The organism is Micromonospora sp. NPDC093244 (assembly GCF_040683695.1).
GTDB lineage: Bacteria > Actinomycetota > Actinomycetes > Mycobacteriales > Micromonosporaceae > Micromonospora.
The window spans coordinates 1-20,151 of record NZ_JBFBEO010000007.1; the positions used below are offsets into that span (position 1 = coordinate 1).

At 72.0% G+C, this 20,151-nt stretch carries 21 protein-coding genes; 11 read left to right on the top strand and 10 right to left on the bottom strand.

All coding sequences use genetic code 11. The features are described from left to right. Window positions 1–293 precede the first annotated feature (293 nt). Window positions 294–1,406, top strand: coding sequence for a TOMM precursor leader peptide-binding protein (locus AB0N27_RS26105; RefSeq protein ID WP_364375064.1), 1,113 nt, complete (start codon window positions 294–296; stop codon window positions 1,404–1,406). Continuing rightward, on the top strand, window positions 1,403–2,749 hold the full coding sequence (locus tag AB0N27_RS26110) for an AarF/ABC1/UbiB kinase family protein (protein WP_364375067.1): 1,347 nt from the start codon (window positions 1,403–1,405) through the stop codon (window positions 2,747–2,749). The genes AB0N27_RS26105 and AB0N27_RS26110 overlap by 4 nt, the downstream gene beginning before the upstream one ends. Window positions 2,750–3,040: 291 nt before the next feature. Here AB0N27_RS26110 and AB0N27_RS26115 read toward each other — a convergent pair whose 3' ends face one another. The 3 genes from AB0N27_RS26115 to AB0N27_RS26125 all read right to left on the bottom strand — a co-directional run bounded on the left by AB0N27_RS26115 (window position 3,041) and on the right by AB0N27_RS26125 (window position 6,073). Then, entirely contained in the window at window positions 3,041–3,406 is a 366-nt protein-coding gene (locus AB0N27_RS26115) for a WhiB family transcriptional regulator (RefSeq protein ID WP_139582271.1), read from the bottom strand. Window positions 3,407–3,536: 130 nt separating this feature from the next. Continuing rightward, window positions 3,537–3,785, bottom strand: a complete 249-nt coding sequence (locus AB0N27_RS26120; RefSeq protein ID WP_364375070.1) for a hypothetical protein — start codon at window positions 3,783–3,785, stop codon at window positions 3,537–3,539. 122 nt (window positions 3,786–3,907) lie between these two features. Further along, complete coding sequence (locus tag AB0N27_RS26125; protein ID WP_364375073.1) at window positions 3,908–6,073, bottom strand: ATP-dependent DNA helicase UvrD2; 2,166 nt, start codon at window positions 6,071–6,073, stop codon at window positions 3,908–3,910. 93 nt (window positions 6,074–6,166) lie between these two features. Here AB0N27_RS26125 and AB0N27_RS26130 point away from each other — a divergent pair, with 93 nt between their 5' ends. Then, window positions 6,167–6,409 (top strand): mycoredoxin, encoded by a 243-nt coding sequence (locus AB0N27_RS26130; protein ID WP_030337579.1) that lies wholly within the window; start codon window positions 6,167–6,169, stop codon window positions 6,407–6,409. Window positions 6,410–6,477: 68 nt separating this feature from the next. On the opposite strand, the gene AB0N27_RS26135 is transcribed toward AB0N27_RS26130, so the two are convergent. Continuing rightward, window positions 6,478–7,935, bottom strand: coding sequence for an MFS transporter (locus tag AB0N27_RS26135; protein ID WP_364375077.1), 1,458 nt, complete (start codon window positions 7,933–7,935; stop codon window positions 6,478–6,480). A 45-nt stretch (window positions 7,936–7,980) separates the two neighbouring features. On the opposite strand from AB0N27_RS26135, the gene AB0N27_RS26140 reads away from it, so the two are divergent. The 3 genes from AB0N27_RS26140 to AB0N27_RS26150 all read left to right on the top strand — a co-directional run bounded on the left by AB0N27_RS26140 (window position 7,981) and on the right by AB0N27_RS26150 (window position 9,759). Further along, window positions 7,981–8,961: a helix-turn-helix transcriptional regulator gene (locus tag AB0N27_RS26140; RefSeq protein ID WP_364375080.1), complete on the top strand. Its 981-nt coding sequence runs from the start codon at window positions 7,981–7,983 to the stop codon at window positions 8,959–8,961. Between the two features lie 73 nt (window positions 8,962–9,034). Then, window positions 9,035–9,274 carry a DUF397 domain-containing protein gene (locus AB0N27_RS26145; protein WP_364375083.1) on the top strand — a complete coding sequence of 80 codons (240 nt, stop codon included), beginning with the start codon at window positions 9,035–9,037 and terminating at the stop codon, window positions 9,272–9,274. 209 nt (window positions 9,275–9,483) lie between these two features. Then, window positions 9,484–9,759, top strand: a complete 276-nt coding sequence (locus AB0N27_RS26150) for a hypothetical protein (protein ID WP_364375635.1) — start codon at window positions 9,484–9,486, stop codon at window positions 9,757–9,759. Window positions 9,760–9,882: 123 nt separating this feature from the next. Here the strand turns inward: AB0N27_RS26150 and nudC are convergent, their stop codons facing one another. The 3 genes from nudC to AB0N27_RS26165 are packed head-to-tail and all read right to left on the bottom strand — an operon-like array spanning window position 9,883 to window position 13,486. Then, window positions 9,883–10,842 carry an NAD(+) diphosphatase gene (gene nudC / locus AB0N27_RS26155; protein ID WP_364375086.1) on the bottom strand — a complete coding sequence of 320 codons (960 nt, stop codon included), beginning with the start codon at window positions 10,840–10,842 and terminating at the stop codon, window positions 9,883–9,885. Beyond that, entirely contained in the window at window positions 10,839–12,179 is a 1,341-nt protein-coding gene (locus AB0N27_RS26160; protein ID WP_364375089.1) for a pitrilysin family protein, read from the bottom strand. Before AB0N27_RS26160 ends, nudC begins: the two co-directional genes overlap by 4 nt. Continuing rightward, complete coding sequence (locus tag AB0N27_RS26165; protein ID WP_364375092.1) at window positions 12,176–13,486, bottom strand: pitrilysin family protein; 1,311 nt, start codon at window positions 13,484–13,486, stop codon at window positions 12,176–12,178. The genes AB0N27_RS26160 and AB0N27_RS26165 overlap by 4 nt, the downstream gene beginning before the upstream one ends. A gap of 119 nt (window positions 13,487–13,605) precedes the next feature. Between AB0N27_RS26165 and AB0N27_RS26170 the strand changes: the two genes are divergently transcribed. The 5 genes from AB0N27_RS26170 (at window position 13,606) to AB0N27_RS26190 (ending at window position 17,389) form a co-directional block, all read left to right on the top strand. Continuing rightward, window positions 13,606–13,890 carry a hypothetical protein gene (locus tag AB0N27_RS26170; RefSeq protein WP_364375095.1) on the top strand — a complete coding sequence of 95 codons (285 nt, stop codon included), beginning with the start codon at window positions 13,606–13,608 and terminating at the stop codon, window positions 13,888–13,890. A gap of 330 nt (window positions 13,891–14,220) precedes the next feature. Further along, window positions 14,221–15,285 (top strand): ABC transporter substrate-binding protein, encoded by a 1,065-nt coding sequence (locus AB0N27_RS26175; protein ID WP_364375098.1) that lies wholly within the window; start codon window positions 14,221–14,223, stop codon window positions 15,283–15,285. Next, window positions 15,282–16,061, top strand: a complete 780-nt coding sequence (locus AB0N27_RS26180) for an ABC transporter ATP-binding protein (protein ID WP_354827718.1) — start codon at window positions 15,282–15,284, stop codon at window positions 16,059–16,061. The genes AB0N27_RS26175 and AB0N27_RS26180 overlap by 4 nt, the downstream gene beginning before the upstream one ends. Beyond that, the gene (locus AB0N27_RS26185) at window positions 16,051–16,935 is read left to right on the top strand and encodes an ABC transporter permease (protein ID WP_364375102.1); all 885 of its coding nucleotides are present in this window, start codon (window positions 16,051–16,053) and stop codon (window positions 16,933–16,935) included. The genes AB0N27_RS26180 and AB0N27_RS26185 overlap by 11 nt, the downstream gene beginning before the upstream one ends. A 1-nt stretch (window position 16,936) precedes the next feature. Then, a complete protein-coding gene (locus tag AB0N27_RS26190; protein ID WP_364375105.1) occupies window positions 16,937–17,389 on the top strand; it encodes an Rrf2 family transcriptional regulator in 453 nt (150 codons plus the stop codon). A 172-nt stretch (window positions 17,390–17,561) separates the two neighbouring features. On the opposite strand, the gene AB0N27_RS26195 is transcribed toward AB0N27_RS26190, so the two are convergent. The 3 genes from AB0N27_RS26195 to AB0N27_RS26205 form a co-directional block, all read right to left on the bottom strand. Continuing rightward, on the bottom strand, window positions 17,562–17,762 hold the full coding sequence (locus AB0N27_RS26195) for a hypothetical protein (RefSeq protein ID WP_364375108.1): 201 nt from the start codon (window positions 17,760–17,762) through the stop codon (window positions 17,562–17,564). Window positions 17,763–18,193: 431 nt separating this feature from the next. Then, entirely contained in the window at window positions 18,194–19,507 is a 1,314-nt protein-coding gene (locus AB0N27_RS26200; protein ID WP_364375111.1) for a DEAD/DEAH box helicase, read from the bottom strand. 222 nt (window positions 19,508–19,729) lie between these two features. Beyond that, window positions 19,730–19,933, bottom strand: a complete 204-nt coding sequence (locus AB0N27_RS26205) for a cold-shock protein (protein ID WP_007464836.1) — start codon at window positions 19,931–19,933, stop codon at window positions 19,730–19,732. Window positions 19,934–20,151: the final 218 nt, after the last annotated feature.

The window sequence follows — 20,151 nt, forward strand, 5'->3', positions numbered from 1 at the left end:
CCCCAATCACTTTAATAACCCGCCCCCGGGCATTTTGGGGGTTGGGGGAAAAAAATTGCACCCGGGGGGGGGGCGGGCGCGGGGGCGCCCCGGGGGGGGGGGGGGGGGGGGGGGGCCCCCCCCCCCCCCCGCCCCCGTCGCCGTTCGGGCCCGGACCAACTGTCAGCTCCCGGACATCACTACCGGCGGGTTGTGGATAACCCGCGAAATCCTGTGGACAACGCTGGATAGCAGCCTGGCCACCTGTGGACAACGATCTACCGAGAGCAGGGAAGCGGTCACGATTCGTCAACATGAGCCGTACCGCGTTGCCCCGGCCCACCCTGCTGCCCGGCCTGCACCGCCTCTGGCGGGACAGGCACACCCTGCAACTCGGCGTCGGTCCCGGGCCCGCCGTGCTGCTCGAGCTGGCCAATCCCCGGGCCGCAGGTCTGCTCGACCTGCTCGACGGCAGCCGTAGCGAGCGGCAGGTGCTTGCCCACGCGGCCGGCGCCCGGGTCACCGCCGACGATGCCCGTACCCTGCTTGCCACTCTGCGCGCCGCGGGCCTGCTGGTGCCCGCGCACAGCCTGCTCCCCCGCGACCTGGCCGGCCCGCTCAGAGCGCGGCTCGCCGCCGAGGCGGGAGCGCTGGCCCTGGCCGCGGCCCGACTGCCCGGCACGCCCGCCCAGGTGCTGCGACGCCGACGAACCGCCCGGGTGCTGCTCACCGGCCCCGGCGCGCTCGGCGCGGCACTGGCCGTGGCGCTTGCCCAGTCCGGTGTCGGGCAGGTGATCCCGCACCTCAGCGGCCCGGTACGCCCTGTCGACCTGGTCGGCACAGGCATCACGGCCGCCGAACTGGGCGACCCGCTGGCCCCGGCGGTACGGGCCGCGATCGGCAGGGCGGCGCCGAGCACCGGCACCCGCCCGGGCCGGGCCGCCCGCGTCGACCTGGTGATCCAGCTCGACACCGACCGTCCTCCGGCCCTGCTCGCCGCCGGTCTCGCCCAGCGTCGCCAGCCGCACCTGTTGGTCACCCTGCGCGAGGGCGTACCTGTCGTCGGGCCACTCGTCCGCCCACCCGCCGGTCCCTGCCTGCACTGCGTCGAGTTGCACAGGGCCGACCGCGACCCGGCGTGGCCCCGGCTCGCCGCCCAGCTCGCCGCCGCCGCGCCGGCCCCCGCCGGTGCGACAGGCACGCTGCTCGCGGCGACCGGGTACGCGCTCGCCGAGGCGCTCACGCAGCTCGACGGCGGCAGTCCGGAGACCCTCGGCGGCGCGATGGAGATCGTCGGTGCCGGCCGGTTCCGCCGTCGGGGATGGCCACCACATCCGGCGTGCGGGTGCTCGGAACGCCGGGTGAGTGCACCAGCCCGGCCGCACGGCAGCAGCGGAGCCCTCCGGTCGGTAACAATGACCGGGTGACCGACATCCCACGCCGGGCAGTGTCCCGGACCGCCAAGCTCGCCGCTCTGCCGCTCGGCTTCGCCGGCCGGACCGTCCTCGGCATGGGAAAGCGTGTCACCGGGCTCGCCTCCGACGTGATCTCCGCGGAGATCCAGCAACGCACCGCCGAGCAGTTGTTCAGCGTCCTGGGCCAGCTCAAGGGCGGTGCGATGAAGTTCGGCCAGGCGCTGTCGGTGTTCGAGGCGGCCCTTCCCGAGGAGATCGCGGCGCCGTACCGCCAGGCGTTGACCAAGCTCCAGGAGGCGGCGCCGCCGCTTCCGGCGGCCAGCGTGCACAAGGTGCTTGCCGAGCAGCTCGGCCCCGACTGGCGGGACCGGTTCGTCGAGTTCGACGACACCCCGGCCGCCGCCGCCAGCATCGGCCAGGTGCACCGGGCGCGGTGGCGGGAACCGGGCTACGACGCATCGGGTGCGCCGCACGGCCGCGACGTGGCCGTCAAGATCCAGTATCCGGGTGCCGGCGACGCGCTCCTCTCCGACCTCAAGCAGCTCTCCCGGCTGGGCGGGATGTTCCGGGCCATCCAGCCCGGCCTGGACGTGAAGCCGCTCTTGGTCGAGCTCCGCGAACGGATCACCGAGGAGTTGGACTACGAGCTGGAGGCCGAGTCGCAGCGCGCCTTCGCCGCCGCGTACGCCGACGACCCGGAGATCTACATCCCGGCGGTGGTCCACGCGGCGCCCCGGGTGCTGGTCACCGAATGGGTGACGGGCACCCCGCTTGCCGACATCATCCGGGAGGGCACCGAGGAGCAGCGGGACGAGGCGGGCCGGCTGATGGCCACCCTGCACCTCTCCGCGCCGCAGCGGGCCGGGCTCCTGCACGCCGACCCGCACCCTGGGAACTTCCGGCTGCTGCCCGACGGCCGGCTCGGGGTGATCGACTTCGGCGCGGTGGCCCGGATGCCGGAGGGCACGCCGGAGCCGATCGGCCGCATCGCCGCGCTGGCCCTGCGCAACGACGCCGCAGGGGTGGTGCAGGGGCTGCGGTCCGAGGGCTTCATCGGCGCCACCGACGACATCGACGCCGAGGGGGTTCTCGAGTTCATCCGGCCGATGCTGGAGCCCATCGCCACCGACGGGTTCCGCTTCACCCGGGCGTGGCTGCGCGGCGAGGCTGCCCGTCTGGCCAGCCCCCGCTCCCCCACGTACCAGTTGAGCCGGCAGCTCAACCTGCCGCCGTCGTACCTGCTCATCCACCGGGTGACCCTCGGGTCGATCGGGGTGCTCTGCCAGTTGGAGGCGAAGGCCCCGTACCGGGGCATCCTGGAACGCTGGCTGCCCGGCTTCGCCCCGGTGGCCTGAACGTCACGAAGGGCGGGTGCCGGTCGGCACCCGCCCTTCTTCGTGGAGTGGTACTAGAGAACGCCCAGGTCGCGTGCCGACTGGTTACGGCTGTTCATGGCGACGGTACGGGCGGATCGGGTTGCCTCAGTGCTCGTGGTGGAACGACCGGCCTGAGGCCGGCGCATTCGAGCCCGGGACAACGCTTCGTGGAGTAGTTGCATCTCGAAGGCTCCAGTCGGGACGTTCAACATCGTCTTCTCACTAACTGCCGGTGTGCCACCGGCGTCGTTGGTACGGAACGGGAACATGTCAGGCTGCCAGCCGGACCGCGCCACGCACCTCGGACAGCCCACTGGCTGCCAGGCGCGCCTCGGCCTCGACCCGGAGCGCGGCGTCACGGGCGACGTCCTCCTTGCGCGGGCGGCCACGGGGCCGCTTGCGCGGGACGACCGCGCCACGCTCGAAGATCTCGCCGCCCCAGACGCCCCACGGCTCCGCTCGCTCCACCGCCCCGGCCAGGCACTCGACGCGCAGCGGGCAGTCCCCGCAGAGCGACTTGGCCAGCTCGAGCTCGGCAGGCGAGTCGGAGAACCACAGGTCGGGGTCGAACTTCCGGCAGGGCAGGTTCGCCTCCAGCTCGACGCTCACATCGAGGGGGGCCAACGCCAGACTCATCTCCCGGTCACCTCTCTCTCACTTCGATCTCGTGGATCGCATTCCGACGTACTTCGGCGGGGCAAAAAACTGAGGCCGCGGATCCCGGTAAGCGGGTTCCGCGGCCTCGAGGTGAGCCGGTGTCTGATGATCAGACCGGTTTACCTCGAGGTGGAACGCCGCGGACATCCGTGCGCTTCTTGACGCCATTGATGTCCATGCCCGTGATGCCACTGGTCCCGTTGACTCCGGTGGGCGCGACGGCCAGGGTCAGCTCGGCCTGAACCTGGTGCACCTGCGGAACCGACGGTCGTGCGGCCGCGAGGGCCACCCGGACAGCCGACAGCGGAGCGTGGACAGACGGCATCGCCGTCAGACGCTCATAGGTGAAGATCTCCACGGTGGCCACCTCCCTCACGTTCCTCGAATCGACTGGACCAACCCCCGTGAGCAGCCGGAATGGCGCCGCTCGCGTGGTGTGTTCTGAGGCTATTCCTCGCCTGGGGGCGAGGGCAAACGAATTTACGACTGGATTTCGAAAGTTTTCTCCGGGCAGACGTCGTCCACCCCGGCGCCTCCCACGAGCGCCAGCACCGACTCCCCGTACAGCCCCAACTTGCGTGGGCCGATACCGGCGATGGCGATCAACTCCTCGGGCCGGCCGGGACGCCGCTCGGCCAGCGCGGTGAGCGTGGCGTCGGTGAACACCACGTACGCCGGGACCTTCTGCGCCCCGGCCACCCGCTGCCGCCACTCGCGAAGCCGTTCGTGCAGCTCATCGTCGATGTCGGAGGGACAGGTGGGGCATCGGCCCAGTTTGCGGTCGGGGCCGGCGAGCAGGGTGGCGCCGCAGATCCGGCAGGACACGATCTGCGTGCGGCGCCGTTCGGGACGGCGGGCCGGACCGGTGCCGGCGGCCGCCCGCTGGGTGCCGCCGGAGCGGTCCAGCTGGGGCAGGAACCGCGACGGCCGCCGGGCCCGCCCACCCGGCGTGCGCGCGGCGGCGTACGACAGCCACAGCCACTGCCGGGCCCGGGTGATCCCCACGTAGAGCAGCCGGCGTTCCTCCTCGACCTGCTCGACGGTCTTGGCGTACGTGGTGGGGAGGGTGCCCTCGGCGAGACCGACCAGGAAGACCGCGTCCCACTCCAGCCCCTTCGCCGAGTGCAGCGACGCAAGCGTCACCCCGTCCACGGTCGGCACGTGCTGCTGGGCGGCGCGGTTGGCCAACTCCTCGGTGAAGTCGGTGAGGGTGACCTGGCGCTCCACCGAGGCGGCCTCGCCGATCGGCACCACCTCGGGGGTGGCCGCGTACTCCTCGGCGAGCTGGACCAGCGCGGCCAGCGCCTCCCAGCGTTCGCGGGCCGCGCCGCCGGCCGGGGGTGCGTCCGGGGACCATCCGACGGCGGTGAGCGCCTCGACGACGGCGGTCGGCAGCGGCGTCTCCCCAGGGATCGAGCGGGTGGCGGAGCGCAGCGCGACCATCGCCTGGCGCACCTCGGCCCGCTCGAAGAAGCGCTCCGCGCCCTGCACCACGTACGGCACCTCGGCCTCGGTGAGCGCCTTCTCGTACGCCTCGGACTGCGCGTTGACCCGGAACAGCACGGCGATCTCCTTCGCCGGCGTGCCCGCGTCGATCAGGGACCGGCAGCGCGCGGCCACGGCGTTCGCCTCGGCCGGCTCGTCGGTGAAGATCCGCAGGTCCGGTTCCGGTCCCGGCGGGCGCTGGCCGCTCAACTCCAGGCGCAGCCGCGCCTCGGTGCCCCGGGCCTGGGAGATCACCGCGTTGGCCAGCCCCACCACCTGCGGCGTGGAGCGGTAGTCGCGGACCAGCCGGACCACTGTGGCGTTGCGGTGCCGGCGCGGGAAGTCGACCAGGTACGACGAGGTCGCCCCGGTGAACGAGTAGATGGTCTGGCTGGCGTCGCCGACCACTGTGAGGTCGTTGCGGCCGCCCAGCCAGGCGTCGAGCAACCGCTGCTGGAGCGGGTTGACGTCCTGGTACTCGTCGACCACGAAGTGCCGGTACTGGCCCCGGACCTGCTCGGCGACGTCCGGGTGCTCCTCGACGCCCCACACGGCGGCGCGCAGCATGTCCTCGAAGTCGATCACGCCGTTGGAGCGCTTGAGCTGCTCGTACGCGGTGAACACGTCGGCCACCTTCGCCGGCTCGTGCGGCGTGTCGCGCAGCGCCCGGGCCGCCGCCACCACGTACTCCCCCGGTTCGACGAGCGACGACTTGGCCCATTCGATCTCACCGGCGAGGTCCCGGGCGGCGGCCCGGTCGGTACGGAGACCGACCCGGGCGGCGGCGAGGGTGACCAGCCGCACCTTGCTGTCCAGCAGCTCGGGCATGGCGCGGCCGGCCAGCAGCCGGGGCGCGAAGTACCGCACCTGGCGCAGCGCGGCGGCGTGGAACGTCCGCGCCTGCACGCCCCGGACCCCGAGCAGCGAGATCCGGTGTCGCATCTCGGCGGCGGCCCGGGCGGTGAAGGTGACCGCGAGCACGTGCCGGGGGGAGATCTCGCCGGAGAGCGCCCGGTGGGCGATCCGGGAGGTGATCGCGCGGGTCTTGCCGGTGCCGGCGCCGGCAAGGATGCAGACCGGGCCGGCGGGTGCGGTCACCGCGGCGCGCTGCTCCGGGTCCAGCCCGGCGAGCACCTGTTCCGACGCTGAATGAACCACCACAACCAGGAATCATCTCAGCTCCTCCGGACGTTGCAGCGAACAGCCTCGGCTTGATCCGCAAGCCGGCGGTCAGAGGAGTTGGAGGATCCGACCATGCTGACGATGTATTCCACCCCCTGGTGCGGCTACTGCCACCGGTTGAAGTCGCAGCTCGACCGGGAGGGCATCGGGTACGAGGTGGTCGACATCGAGCAGGACCCGAAGGCCGCGGAGTTCGTGATGAGCGTCAACGGCGGCAACCAGACGGTGCCGACGCTGCGCTTCGCCGACGGCAGCGCCCTGACCAACCCCTCGATCACCCAGGTCAAGCAGCACCTGGAGACCCTCAACGCCTGACCGGCCGGTTCATCCTCGACGAGCGGCCGCCCCCACCCGGGGCGGCCGCTCGTCGTGTCCGGCACCGGTCAGGGCGGGGGTGGCCGGCGAAGGCCGGTGGCCACCGGCGTGTCGGCGTCCTCGGCGGGGCGCCGGGGCGCGGGCAGGGTCGGCGGTGTGGGCGGGCGGGCACCCGTCGGGGCGCTCAGGTGCCGGCCCCGCCACAGGTAGCCGCCTGCGGCGAGGGTGGCCACCCCGATCAGCGCGAACAGCATCCGGTAGTCCAGGAGGCCGACGAGCAGGGCGCCCGCTCCGATGGAGAACGCCTGCGGCCCGCTGATCACCGCCTCGGTGGCGGCGGCGACCCGACCGACCAGCCCGGGTGGGGTACGCCGCTGGATCAGCGTGTGCAGACCCACCATGGTCAGCGGTAGCGACACGCCTGCCAGCAGCACCGCCGCGAACCCGAGGCGGAGGTCTGGGTACGCGAGCGCGAGCGCGGCCGGCCCGAAGAGCGCGACCCCTGTGGCGAGCGTGCCGACCTCCCCGAGTCGTCGGACCACCGCCGGTGAGCAGAGCCCGCCCAGCAGGCCACCCACTCCCTGTACGGTGACCAGCACGCCGACGAACGCGGCGTCACGGCCCAGCCCCTGGTCGACGTAGGCGAAGATGAGCGACTCGCTGAAACCCATCGCCAGCGATCCCAGCCCGTACCCGAACAGGGCCCGGCGCAGGGCCGGCTCACCGGCCAGGTGCCGCAGCCCGGCGCCCAGCTCGGCCGGCCAACGCAGGCGCACCGTCGGCGGCGGGGGCTGCGGGGTGGGCAGCGCGCTCACCACCGCGGCAGCGGTCAGGAAGCCGACCATGCCGATCGCGGCCAGCGCCCAGCCGCCGACCGCCGCATAGAGCGCCGCCCCGACCAGCGGACCGATCAGCCGCAGACCCTGGCGTACGGTCTGGAGCACCCCGTTCGCCTCGGCCAGCAGCTCCACCGGGACCAGTTGCCGGATCAGCCCGCTGAGCGCCGCGCTGAGCGTGATGTACGACAGGCCGTACAGCGCGGCCACCAGGTAGACGACCCAGACGTCCCCGGCGTCCCGGACGGTGAACAGCGGGGTGAGCAGCACCGCGGTGACCAGGTTCGCGGCCACGAAGAACTGTCGGCGCGGGTAGCGGTCGACGAACCAGCCGACCAGGGGCGCCAGCGTCATAGGCGCGATGACGGCGAAGATCGTGGCGCCGGCGAGTCCGTCGGAGCCGGTGAGGTCCTTGACCCAGATGGCGAGCGCGAGCAGCAGGATCGACTCGGCGGTCATGCTGGCCAGCAGGCCGACGAAGAGCAGTCGGAAGTCGGGTCGGCGCAGGACGGTGCGCATGGAGTCCCTCCGGCGGGATGGCGCGCCCGAGGTGGGCGGGGTCGACGGACTGCGACCGGGGGTCCGTCGTGCTCCGGCGTACCCGTGGTCCATTTTTCGCGAGACACGCCCCCGCCGGAACCTCCGACGCCGGTCGCGCCGTCCATACTGACCGTGGGGGGCGAATTTCATACAGTTACCGTCGCGTCTGCGTCGGTCGACGGGAAAGAGGACACCGTGCCTCCTGCCGCACCCAGCCCGATCCTGCGTCGTCGCCGGTTGGGCGTCGAGTTGCGCCGCCTGCGCGAGACCGCGGGCCTCACCGGTGACCAGGTCATCGAGCGGATCGGTTGGGCTTCCGCGTCCAAACTGTCCCGACTGGAGAACGGTCGCAGTCGTCCGGACCCGCAGGACGTGGGCGTCCTTCTCGACCTCTACGGTGCCGACGCGGCGCTGCGCGAGGAGCTGCTCGGGATCACCGGCGAGGCCGGCGACATGCGGGGCTGGTTGAAGAACTTCCCGGTGATGACCCTGCAACAGCGCAGCTGGGCGGAGCTGGAGGCGGGCTGCGCGGAGATCTCCGAGTACAACCCCGTGCTGGTGCCCGGGCTGTTGCAGACCCCCGGGTACGCCCAGGTGCGGATCGTCTCGGCCCGCCGGGTCGGCGCCGGGGCGGGCGAACCGGAGCCCGGCGACGAGCCCGAGACCGAGGTGCAGGCGCGGTTGGCCCGCCAGTCGCTGCTGACCCGGGAGCCCGACGCTCCGCGCTACACGGCGGTGCTGGAGGAGGCGGCCCTCGGTCGCCGCGCGGGGCCGCCCGAGGTGCTGCACGAGCAGCTGCTCCAGCTCTGCGACCTGGCCCTCCTGCCCAACGTGACGCTGCACGTGCTGCTGCGGGACACCCAGATCGGCGATTGGTACCTTCCGCCGACCGCGTTCTCCCTCTATCGGTTCGCAGATCCGCTCGATCCGGAGACGCTGGCCATCGAAGGGGGCTTCACCGACGTCATGTCGTCCGACGCAATCGCTCTAAATCGCTATAAAGTGGTGTTCGAGTGGTTATGCGCGGCGGCACTTAACGAATCGGACACCCTCTCCTGGCTGATCGAGGCGACGGGACGGCTGACCGAGGCGACGCCCCCATCCACAGTGGCGTTCGGCCCGGCAATGGCGCCGGCCCAACGCCGCCGGGCTGCGGGGCGGCTGACGGATCGGTGATCCACGGGGGACCTCCGTCGGGGCGTGCGGCACCACTCGTCCCATCGGATCGGTTCACACCAGGAGCAGAACCATGAACGACATCCGCAACACGCCCTCCGTCTCCGCGCACTCGTTGGCGGACGCCCCGTGGCGTACCAGCACACGTAGCCAGACCTCCAACTGCGTCGAGGTCGCCCCGCTGGGCACCGGCCCGTCGGCGGTCGCGCTGCGCGACAGCAAGGACCGGGGTGGTCCGGTGCTGCTGTTCAACCGGGCAGGCTGGCTCGGCTTCATCAGCGGAGCCAAGAAGGGCCAGTTCGATCTGAGCTGATCCGGTGACCGCAGCGGGGCCGTCGGCGAATCGCCGGCGGCCCCGCTGTCGTACACGGGGCCAACCCCGCTGAGCAGGCATCGGTTGATCGGACGAGGCTCGAAACCAATAGGCGCGTTTCAGTTGCTGAGATGAATACGCGGCGTAACATGGCCCTCGAGTACGTGGAACTTCCACACTGGCTCATCGCGGTTCATCCGGAGACCCTCATGCGGTTCCTGATCGTTCGCACCGACATCCGCGCCGTCGCCGACGGGGACATCGCCGCCGCCTGGGCGGACGGCCACCGCCTCCGCGACGAGACGACCCAGCCTGAGCCGCGCCGGCAGATCGTGCACGCCGAGGACCGGGACGCGGCGTTACTGCTGGCCCGCGCGCTCGCCACCGTCGGCGCGGTCCGCGCCGGCCGGCAACGCGTCAAGGTTCTGCCGCTCAGCGAGCCCCGCACCGTCTTCCGACACAGACCGGGCCGCACCGGCCCCTGACCCACCAGACGTCCGTCGTGGTCGGATCGGCTCCCCCGCCGTGTTCCTTGCCTTCGACCACGACGGCCCGTGTTCCCGGCCCGTGACCGCCGCGGCAACGGCGGCCACGGGTCGGGACCGTGCTCACCGGTCGCCGTCCACCCAGCCGTCCAGCCAGCGGTGGATGAGGAACAACGCGATCGACGACGCAGGCGGCAGGATCAGCCGGGCCCCGTCGCCGACGTCGACGGTCCGCCCGGCCAGCGCCGCGCCGATCTCCCGGCGGGAGAACCACCGGGCGTACGCGATCTCCGACGGGTCGACCCGGACCGGGTCCTCCGGGTCGGCGGTGGCCAGGAAACCCAACATCAGCGAGCCGGGGAACGGCCACGCCTGGCTGCCCGCGTAAACGATCCGCTCGACGGCGATGCCCACCTCCTCACGGACCTCGCGCAGCACGGCGGCCTCCGCCGACTCCCCCGGCTCCACGTAGCCGGCCAGGCAGGAGTAACGCCTACCACCCGGGTTGCCCGGCCAGCCGGCGTTGTTGCCGAGCAGGCAGCGGCCGTCCGGCCCGTCGACCCCGTCGTGCACCAGCACGATCATCGCCGGGTCGGTACGCGGCCAGATCCGCCCGCCGTTGCGGTCCACCCGGGACCAACCAGCCTCGTCCATCGCCGTCGGAGCGCCGGTGCTCGCCGAGTAGCCGTGCCTGGTGTGCCAGTTCACGAGCGCCAACGCGGTGGTGAAGATGCCCGCCTCCCGGTCGGCGAGCAGGTGCCCCACCTCGCGCAGGTTCACCGCCCGGGTGCCCGGCAACGCCGGCAGCGGCGCGTCGACCGCGAAGACCGGCACCCCGTCCGGCTCGACGCCGAGGAACATCGCCATCGCCTCGGACCCGGCTGGCACGTCCGCCGCGCCGAACAGCACGAGCGTCGGAGGCGACGCGCCGGTACGGGCCAGCGTCCGCCCCTCGTCGGTCGAGTCGAGCAGCAGGATCCGCCCCCGCAACCAGGCCTCGGTCAGCCACTGCGAGTCGCCCCGCCGGTGCGCGGCCCGGTCCAGTGTCGACCGGGCCAGGGGTGGTGCCGCCTCCCCGCTCACGGCAGCGACTCGGTACGGATCGTGGTTAGCGCGGACAGCCCCGGGGCGACCCGCTCGGCGTCACCCAGCACCACGAGCGCGGCCCGGGACGGCGCCAGGTAGCGGGCAGCCGCCTCCGCGACGTCGTCGATGCTCGCCTTGGCCAACCTCGACGCGTACTCGGCGAGGAAGTCCAGGCGCAGCCCGTTGCCGGCGTACGCGCTGGTCAGCGCGGCGAGCCCGGCCTGGGTGGACATGCCGAGCTGGAGGGTGCCGAGGGCGTACTGGCGTGCCTGCTCGAGTTCCTCGGGCTTCGGCGGCAGCGATGCCAACCGGCCCAGCTCGTACGTCGTCTCCAGCAACGCCGGGCCGGTGACCTCGGTCGCCACGTCGGCGCCGGCGACCAGCACCGACCCGGCCACCGAATGCTCGATCAGCGAGTGCGGCCCGTACGTGTAGCCCTTGTCCTCGCGGATGTTCTCCACCCAGCGGGAGGAGAAGTAGCCGCCGAAGATCAGGTTGGCCAGTTGCAGCGGGGCGTGGTCGGGATCGGTGCGCGACACGGCCGGCAGCGCGACACGCAGCGAGGACTGCACCGAGCCGGGCCTGTCGACAAGCAGCAGCGGCCCCGGCTCCAGCGGCGGTGTCGGCGGCAGCTCGGCCGTACGCCCGGCACCGGTCCACCCGGCGAGCGCCCGCTCGGCCGCGTCGAGGGCCTTCTCCGGCTGCACGTCGCCGACGAGCACCAACTGCGCGCCGGTCGGGTGCACCCGCTCGGCGTGCAGGGTACGCAGCGCGGCCGGCCGGACCGCGCGGATCTGGCCGGGCTCGGGGGTCTGCGTCGCGTACGGGTGCCGGCCGTAGATCCGCTTCAGCAGCGCCTCGCGGGCCAGGTGCGCCGGCTGGCTCTGCGCCACCTGGATCCGGTCGACCAGCCGGTCCCGTTCGGTGGTCACCTCGTCGGTCGGGTAACTCGCGCCAATCAACACCTCGGCCAGCAGCTCCAGCATCCGGTCCAGACCGGTGACCAGGCCGGCGCCGGAGAGCATCAGCCGGTCCGGGTCGACGCCCGCGGAGAGCCCGCCGCCCACCTTCTGCAACTCGGCGGCGATCTGCACGCTTGTCATCGACCCGGTGCCGGAGAGCATGGTCTGCGAGAGCATCGCACCGCGGGCCAGGTTCGCCCGGCCGAACGGGATCCAGAGGCGCAGCTCGACAAGGGGAACGGCGGGCCGGCGTACCGCGATCACGGTGAGGCCGTTGCGCAGCGTGCGTTCGGCCTGCTTCGGCACCTTGAGCTTGCGGTTGGGGCCGAGCGCGGGCAGCGTACGCGGCGCGGTGGTGGTCGTCGCGCTCATCGGGCACCTCCGGGGATGACCTCGACCACGGCGCGGCGCTCCGGTCGCAGGGCGGCGGCGGCGATCTGGACCTGTTCCTCGGTGACCTCACCGACCAGCTTCGGCAGGTCGTTGAGCAGGCCAGGCTCGCCGCGTTGCTGTTCCAGTACGGCCATCCGCAACGCCCGGCCGAGCACCGCATCGGTGTCGCGCAGCAGGTGGGTGGCCATCCGGGCCTGGGTACGGGCCAGCTCGCCGTCGGTCAGACCGTCGGTGGCCAGCCGGTCAAGTTCCTCGTCGACGGTGCGCAGCACCTTGTCCACGTCGCCGCCGGGCGGCAGGTGCGCCTGGAGCAGCAGCGCGGTGGGGTCCCGCACGTCGAACGGGTCACCCATGAAACCGAGGTAACCGCCGAGGCTTGTCACCGAGCGGTCGCGCTGGACGAGCCGCTCGACGAGCCGCGACGCGTCGCCGTCGGTGAGCACCTCGGCGAGCACCACGTACGGCAGGTACCCGGCGAAGTCGGTGATCGGGTCGGGCACCCGCCAGGCCCCGGCGACCGCCGGCAGCGGCGCCAGCTTGTCGGTGTACGAGGTGCGCCGCTCGGCGGTCAGGTCCGGCTCGGTGAAGTCGGGTCGTTTCGGCGCGGGGCGGGCCGGCACGTCGCCGAAGTGTCGGGTGACCAGTTCGGTGGCCTCGGCCACGTCGATGTCACCGCTGACGGCCAGGACGGCGTTGCCGCTTGCGTAGTAGTGGCGGAAGAAGTCCGCGGCGTCGGCGACCGTCGCCGACTCCAGGTCGTCGAAGGAGCCGTAGCCGTCGTGCGCGTTGGGGAACGTGTCGAACATGACAGGCGGCAGCGTCAGCCACGGAAACCCGCCGTACGGGCGGTTGAGCACGTTGACCCGGATCTCCTCCTTGACCACGTCGACCTGGTTGCGCAGGGTCTCCTCGGTCAGTCGGGGCCCGCGCATCCGGTCGGCCTCCAGGAACAGCGCGCGTTCCAGCGCGTTGCTCGGCAGCGTCTCGAAGTAGTCGGTGTAGTCCAGGTGGGTGGAACCGTTGAAGGTGCCGCCGGCGCCCTGCACGTGCCGGAAGTGGGCAAGCTTCTCCAGGTTCTCCGAGCCCTGGAACATCAGGTGCTCGAAGAGGTGGGCGAAGCCCGTACGCCCCTCCGGCTCGGAACGGATGCCGACGTCGTAGACGACCGCCACCCCGATGACCGGAGCACTGCGATCGGGGGTGAGAACCACCCGCAGGCCGTTGTCGAGGGTGAACCGCTCGACCGGGTACTTCGTCGCTGGAATTCTGGATCTCCGCGCCGCCACGGGACTGACCCTAGCGCGTCGGAACTCGCGCCACCGGCGACCTCCACGGAGCCGCCGCCACCGCGGTGGATTGGCGTCCGCGACCGGCGGGAAGCCGGCGGTACGGGGACAATGGGCGGATGAAGCGAGAGGTACGCCTGATGCGGTTGACCGGGGCGCGCGCGAACGGCGCGGCGGCGACAGGCGCGCGCGTCGCGGGCGCGGAGGCTGTCGGCGCGCGGGCTGCGGGCGCGGCGTCGCTCGGTGCGCTCGCCGTGGGGGCGCTTGCCTTCGGGGCCGTCGCCGTCGGGGCGCTGGCCATCGGGCGGCTGGCGATCCGCCAGGCGATCGTGCGGGAACTGCGCGTCGGCCGGTTGGAGATCGACGAACTGGTGGTGCACAACCGCTCCACCACCGAGGAATGACCCGGACCACCTAGGCGGGTCGGCTCGTCACCTGAGGCGTACTGCGCGATCTCCCGCAGGCTCGCGCCAGGCGTGGACGAGGGGCAGCACCTCGGCACCGACCCGCTCCGCCTCCTCCCGGTGCGGCCAGCCGGAGAGGATGAACTCGTCGACGCCGAGCGTGGCGTACTCGTCATCGATCCGGTCACTCCGCCTACCCTAGCGAACAGGTAGGAAATACCGACATATCTGAGACGCGCCTTCCCGGCATGTGGATGGGTCTTGACGCTGGTCCTGGCCTGGCCCAGTCTTCCTACCGACTAAGTAGGAATACTGCGGATTGGATGGACGATGAGACGGCTTCCCTTGCGCCGGCTGGTCACCCTGGCCACCCTCGCCGCCCTCGGCGCGGCGACCCTGGGCAGCACCGCCGCGTGCGGCGACGACAGCGAGGGCGCGGGCGGCAGCTCCGGCCCGGTCACGCTGCGCCTCGGATACTTCCCCAACATCACCCACGCCCCGGCGGTCGTCGGCGTCGAGAAGGGCATCTTCGCCGAGAAGCTCGGCAGCAACGTGAAGCTCGACCCGAAGACCTTCAACGCCGGCCCGGCCGCCATCGAGGCCGTCTTCTCCGGCGCGCTCGACGCCACCTACATCGGTCCGAACCCGACGGTCAACGCATTCTCCAAGTCCAAGGGCGAGGCCGTCCGGGTGATCTCCGGCGCGGCGTCCGGTGGCGTGGCCCTGGTGGTCAAGCCGGGCATCACCGGCCCCCAGGACCTGAAGGGCAAGAAGATCGCCACCCCGCAGCTGGGCAACACCCAGGACGTGGCGATCCGCTACTGGCTCAAGCAGCAGGGGCTCACCACCACCAAGGAGGGCGGCGGCGACGTCAAGATCGTCCCGCAGGAGAACGCCCAGACTGTGGAGACGTTCAACAGCGGCGCGATCGACGGCGCCTGGGTGCCCGAGCCGTTCGTGTCCCGCCTGGTCAACGCCGGCGGCAAGGTGCTCGTCGACGAACGCGACCTCTGGCCGGACAAGAAGTTCGTCATCACCAACCTGCTCGTCAGCACGAAGTTCCTCAAGGCGCACCCGGACGTCGTGCAGAAGCTCGTCGACGGCCAGGTCGCCGCGAACGAGTTCGTCAACAGCAAGCCCGACGAGGCCCAGCAGGCGATCTCCGACGCCATCGGCAAGATCACCGGTAAGCCGCTCGACCTGAAGCTCATCAAGCAGGCGTGGCCGACGCTGGAGTTCACCAACGACCCGATCGCCACCTCGCTCAAGGCCGGCCTCGACCACGCCGTCGAGGTGGGACTCACCGAACCGGTCGACCTCAAGGGCCTGTACGACCTCAAATACCTCAACACCGCGCTCAAGGCAGCCGGCAAGCCCGAGGTCACCCAGCCATGACGTCGACCACGACGACGCCGCCGAGCGCGACCACAGCGGTCGCGCTCTCCGGCGTGACAAAGGTGTACGGACGCGGGGCGAACGCCGTACTGGCCCTGGACGGGGTGTCCCTGGACGTCGCGCCGGGCGAGTTCGTCTGCCTGGTCGGCGCCTCCGGCTGCGGCAAGAGCACACTGCTCAACCTGGTCGCCGGGCTGGATCGGCCCAGCGGCGGACAGATCGCCCTGGCCGGCGACGCCAACCCCGGGCTGATGTTCCAGGAGCCGGCGCTGTTCCCCTGGCTGACCGTCGACGGCAACGTGGAGGTGCCGCTCAAACTGCGCGGGATGCCCCGGGCCGAACGACGCGAGCGGGTCGCCGAACTGTTGCGGACCGTGCACCTCGGCGACTTCGGCCGCAAACGCCCGCACGAACTCTCCGGCGGCATGCGGCAACGCGTCGCGCTCGCCCGCACCCTGGCCCTGGACACCCCGGTGCTGCTGATGGACGAACCGTTCGGCGCGCTCGACGCGATGACCCGCGACATCCTGCACGACGAGCTGGAACGGATCTGGTCCGAGCGGAACCTCTCGGTGCTGTTCGTGACGCACAACGTCCGCGAGGCGGCCCGGCTGGCCGACCGGATCATCCTGCTCTCCAGTCGCCCCGGACGGATCATCTACTCCACCGAGGTGAACATCCCCCGCCCGCGACGGATCGACTCCCCCGAGGTCGCCGCCATCGCCGCCGAGGTCACCGAGCGGCTCCGTACGGAGGTGGGCCGCCATGGCCAGTGACACCCTCACCAGCTCGGCGCGTACCGACGCGCAGATCTCCGGCCTCGACGCCCTGGAGATCGCCGGCCGGGACAAGGAGGTCTCCCGGGGCGCGCGGTTCTGGGCAGCGACCTGGCCGAAGCTCGCCGCACTCGCCATCGCCATCCTGGCCTGGCAGTTGGTCGTCTGGTCGGGGTGGAAACCGCCGTACTCGCTGCCAGGGCCACTGGAGGTCGGCCGCGAGCTGGCGGCCCAGGCCCAGGGACCGCAACTCTGGGAGGGTCTGCTCACCACGCTCCGTCGGGCCGCCGTCGGGTACGTCTTCTCGGTCGCGGTCGGTCTGCTCCTGGGCCTCGCCGTGGCCCGGTCCACCGTCCTGCGGGCCGCCATCGGCTCGATGATCACCGCGTTGCAGACCATGCCCTCGATCGCCTGGTTCCCCCTGGCCATCCTGCTGTTCGAGCTGAGCGAGAAGGCGATCTTCTTCGTGGTGGTGCTCGGCGCCGCGCCGTCCATCGCGAACGGGGTGATCTCTGGGGTGGACTACGTACCGCCGCTGCTGCTGCGCGCCGGACGCAACCTCGGTGCCCGGGGGCTCAACCTCTACCGGTACGTCATCGCGCCGGCCGCCCTCCCGGCGATCGTCGCCGGGCTCAAGCAGGGATGGGCGTTCTCCTGGCGCAGCCTGATGGCCGGTGAGCTGATCGTCGTCGGGATCTCGCAGACCTCGCTCGGGGCGCAGCTCACCTACTCCCGCGAACTGTCCGACGCGCCCTGGCTGCTCTCCACGATGATCGTCATCCTGGTGCTCGGCCTCGTCGTGGATGCCGCGTTCGGGGCTGCCGACAAGGCGATCCGGCGGCGCTGGGGCGTACTGGACCAGGCTGGTCAGTGACGTGTACGTCTCCGCGCGCAGCGACTACGCGCTCCGGGCCATGCTCGCCGTCGCCGCCGCCAGCACCGGCGGCGGCGAGGGCGGCGCCGGCGAGCTGGTGAAGGCGGCCAGCCTGGCCGAGGTGCAGGAGATCCCGCTCAGCTTCCTCCAGGGCATCCTGCTCGACCTGCGCCGCGCCGGACTGCTGCACAGCCACCGTGGCGCCGAGGGCGGGTACGCCTTGACCCGACCAGCCGCGGAGATCACGGTCGGGGACGTGCTGCGCGCGGTGGGCGGCTCGCTGACCACCGTGCGCGGCCTGCCGGCCGAGCGGGCCGGCTACCACGGGGTGGCCGCCGGGCTCACCGACGTCTGGCTGGCCGTGCACGGGGCGATAGCCACAGTGGTCGACAGCACGAGCCTGACCGACCTGCTCACCCGCGACCCGAGCGGCCACGCCCGCAGCTCGTCCTGAACAGACCGCGAGACAAAGGCCACCGCACCCCGAACGACCACGCTCGATCATGGATGAGGCGACGACGGGCGGAGGCGGTGTGGTCGGGCCGGTGCCCCGCCGGCCCGACCACACCTCGTACCGATCCTGACCGGGCCTGCCCCTCCGCCGGCGCCGGTCGGCCGGTCGCTGCTCAGCCCCGGTGTGTGACGGTCGGGCCGGAGCCCGGGTCGCCTGGGCTGCGCAGCTCCACCAGACCGGCGGGAGCGTTGCCCGCCGGGGTGGCATGCCAGGGTGTGAAGGCCGCGACCATGGCGAGCAGCAACCCGGCGAGCGCGACGGCGACCACCAGGATCAGTTCGCGCAGCGCCCCCGAGCCGGCTTCGCCCGCCATGGTCACCCCTCCCGTGCCGGGTCCCCCGCCCGGCTGCCCCCGTTGGCCAGCTTCGGCCACCCGGGGTGCGGGCGCAGTCGGCCAGCCGACCGCACCGAGGCTGATTACCGACTCGGATGTTCAGTCGGCAGTTTGACCGACCGGCCAGGCGTCGTCTCCGCACCGCGATTCATGGCTCCTGGCGACAGGCGGGGACCAGGGTCGGCGCCCGCCACCCTGCCCGTCGCCTTTGCTCTGCTTCAACGGACGCAACACCGCCCGTCCGCTATCCGGACAGTGCCCGTTGCGTGGGTTGAAGCAGAGCAAAGGGAGTCACGAGGGGTCGGTTGCCCGCGCACAGCCCGGCCGCCTGTGCTACCGCCGCCGCGTCCCAGACAGACGAAACCGACCCGCCCCGCCGAGGCGGAACGGGTCGGTCGGAGTGCGGAAGATCAGACGGTACGGGGGCGGCGCGGACGGCGGGACCGGCCCGACGCGCGGTGCGCGGGCCGGGCGGCACCGTCGACGGCCGAGCCACCGGAGGCGCGTACCCGACCGGCAGCCACCGGCGGCGCGACGATCGTCACGGGCACACCTGACGGCTCACGGGCACCTGTCACCCGGGCCAACGCTCCGTCGCCCGGGCGCACCTGGACCGACTCCGGCCGGATGCCGGCGACGGCCATCAGCCGGGACACGTCCCGGCGCTGCTCGGGCAGGACCAGGGTGACCACGCTGCCGGACTCGCCGGCCCGGGCGGTACGGCCACCCCGGTGCAGGTAGTCCTTCGCCTCGGTCGGCGGGTCCACGTTCACCACCATGTCGAGGCCGTCCACATGGATGCCCCGGGCCGCCACGTCGGTGGCGACCAGGGCCGTCACCTGGCCGTTGCGGAACTGCTCGAGGATGCGGGTGCGCTGCGGCTGGGACTTGCCGCCGTGCAGCGCGGCCGCGCGTACACCCTTGGCGAGCAACTGGCGCGCGAGCCGGTCGGCGCGGTGCTTGGTGCCCATGAACAGGATGGTGCGGCCCTCGCGGGCGGCGATCCGGGTCAGCGCGTCGGGCTTGTCGACCGCGTCGACGTGCAGCACGTGGTGGGTCATCGCGGTGACCGTTGCGGTGCCCGGGTCGACCGAGTGGGTGACCGGGTTGCTCAGGAAGCGGCGGACCAGCCGGTCCACGCCACCGTCGAGGGTGGCGGAGAAGAGCATCCGCTGCCCCTGCGGCGCGACCTGCTCCAGCAGCTTGGTCACCTGCGGCAGGAAGCCCATGTCGGCCATCTGGTCGGCCTCGTCCAGCACGGTGATCTCGACCTGGTCGAGCCGGGCGTCGCCACGGTTGATCAGGTCGTGCAGCCGGCCGGGAGTCGCCACGACGACCTCGGCGCCGGCGCGCAGCGCGTCCGCCTGGCGCTGCAACGACAGCCCGCCGACGACTGTGGCGCAGCGCAGCCCGACGGCGCGGGCGTACGGGGCGAGCGCGGTGGTGACCTGCTGGGCCAGCTCACGGGTAGGCACCAGCACCAGGGCCAGCGGACGACCCGGGCGGGCCTTGCGGCCGGCGGTGCGGGAGAGCAGCGGAAGCCCGAAGGCGAGTGTCTTGCCGGAGCCGGTACGGCCCCGGCCGAGCACGTCGCGGCCGGCGAGCGAGTCGGGCAGCGTCGCCGACTGGATCGGGAACGGCTCGGTGATGCCCTGCGCGGTCAGCGCGGTGAGCAGCGCCGGTGCCAGCCCGGTATGAGCGAAAGAAGGAATAACTGTGGTCATGCGGAAGCCTTCCTCGACGCGGCACGTGTCGAGGGAGGGCGCCGAGATCGGCGCTGTCACCGGCGGCCAGAGGCAGCCAGGACTCACAAGCACGAACCGATTGGAGTACAGGCCGGCCCGCCGCCGGGCCGCCGCCTGCGGAGGCAGGCGGCGGCGGGGCGGGCCGGTCCCGTCACCGTCACACCCGGAGGGCGCGACAGGTAATGCTGACCGATCCGAAGATCAGAGCGGGCGGATGTTCTCCGCCTGCGGGCCCTTCTGGCCCTGGGTCACCTCGAACTCGACCCGCTGGTTCTCGTCCAGGCTCCGGTAGCCGGAGGACTGGATCGCCGAGAAGTGGGCGAAGACGTCAGCGCCGCCGCCGTCCGGGGTGATGAAGCCGAAGCCCTTGTCAGCGTTGAACCACTTCACGGTGCCAATAGCCATGTGTTTCGTCTCCTTGACGGAACGTCGGACGCGCACTTGTTGCGCGCCCGAAGAGGAGCGCTCCGCGCGGGAATGCGCGAATCGCCTGTCGCTTCTGGTCGCCCCGCCCGGAGAACTCCGGACACAACAAAGAGCGCCTGGGGCCACAATCCCGCCAGGCGCACACAGAGTCTCTGGTAACCAAAACTGCAACCCGATCAACCTACCACGGTTTTCCC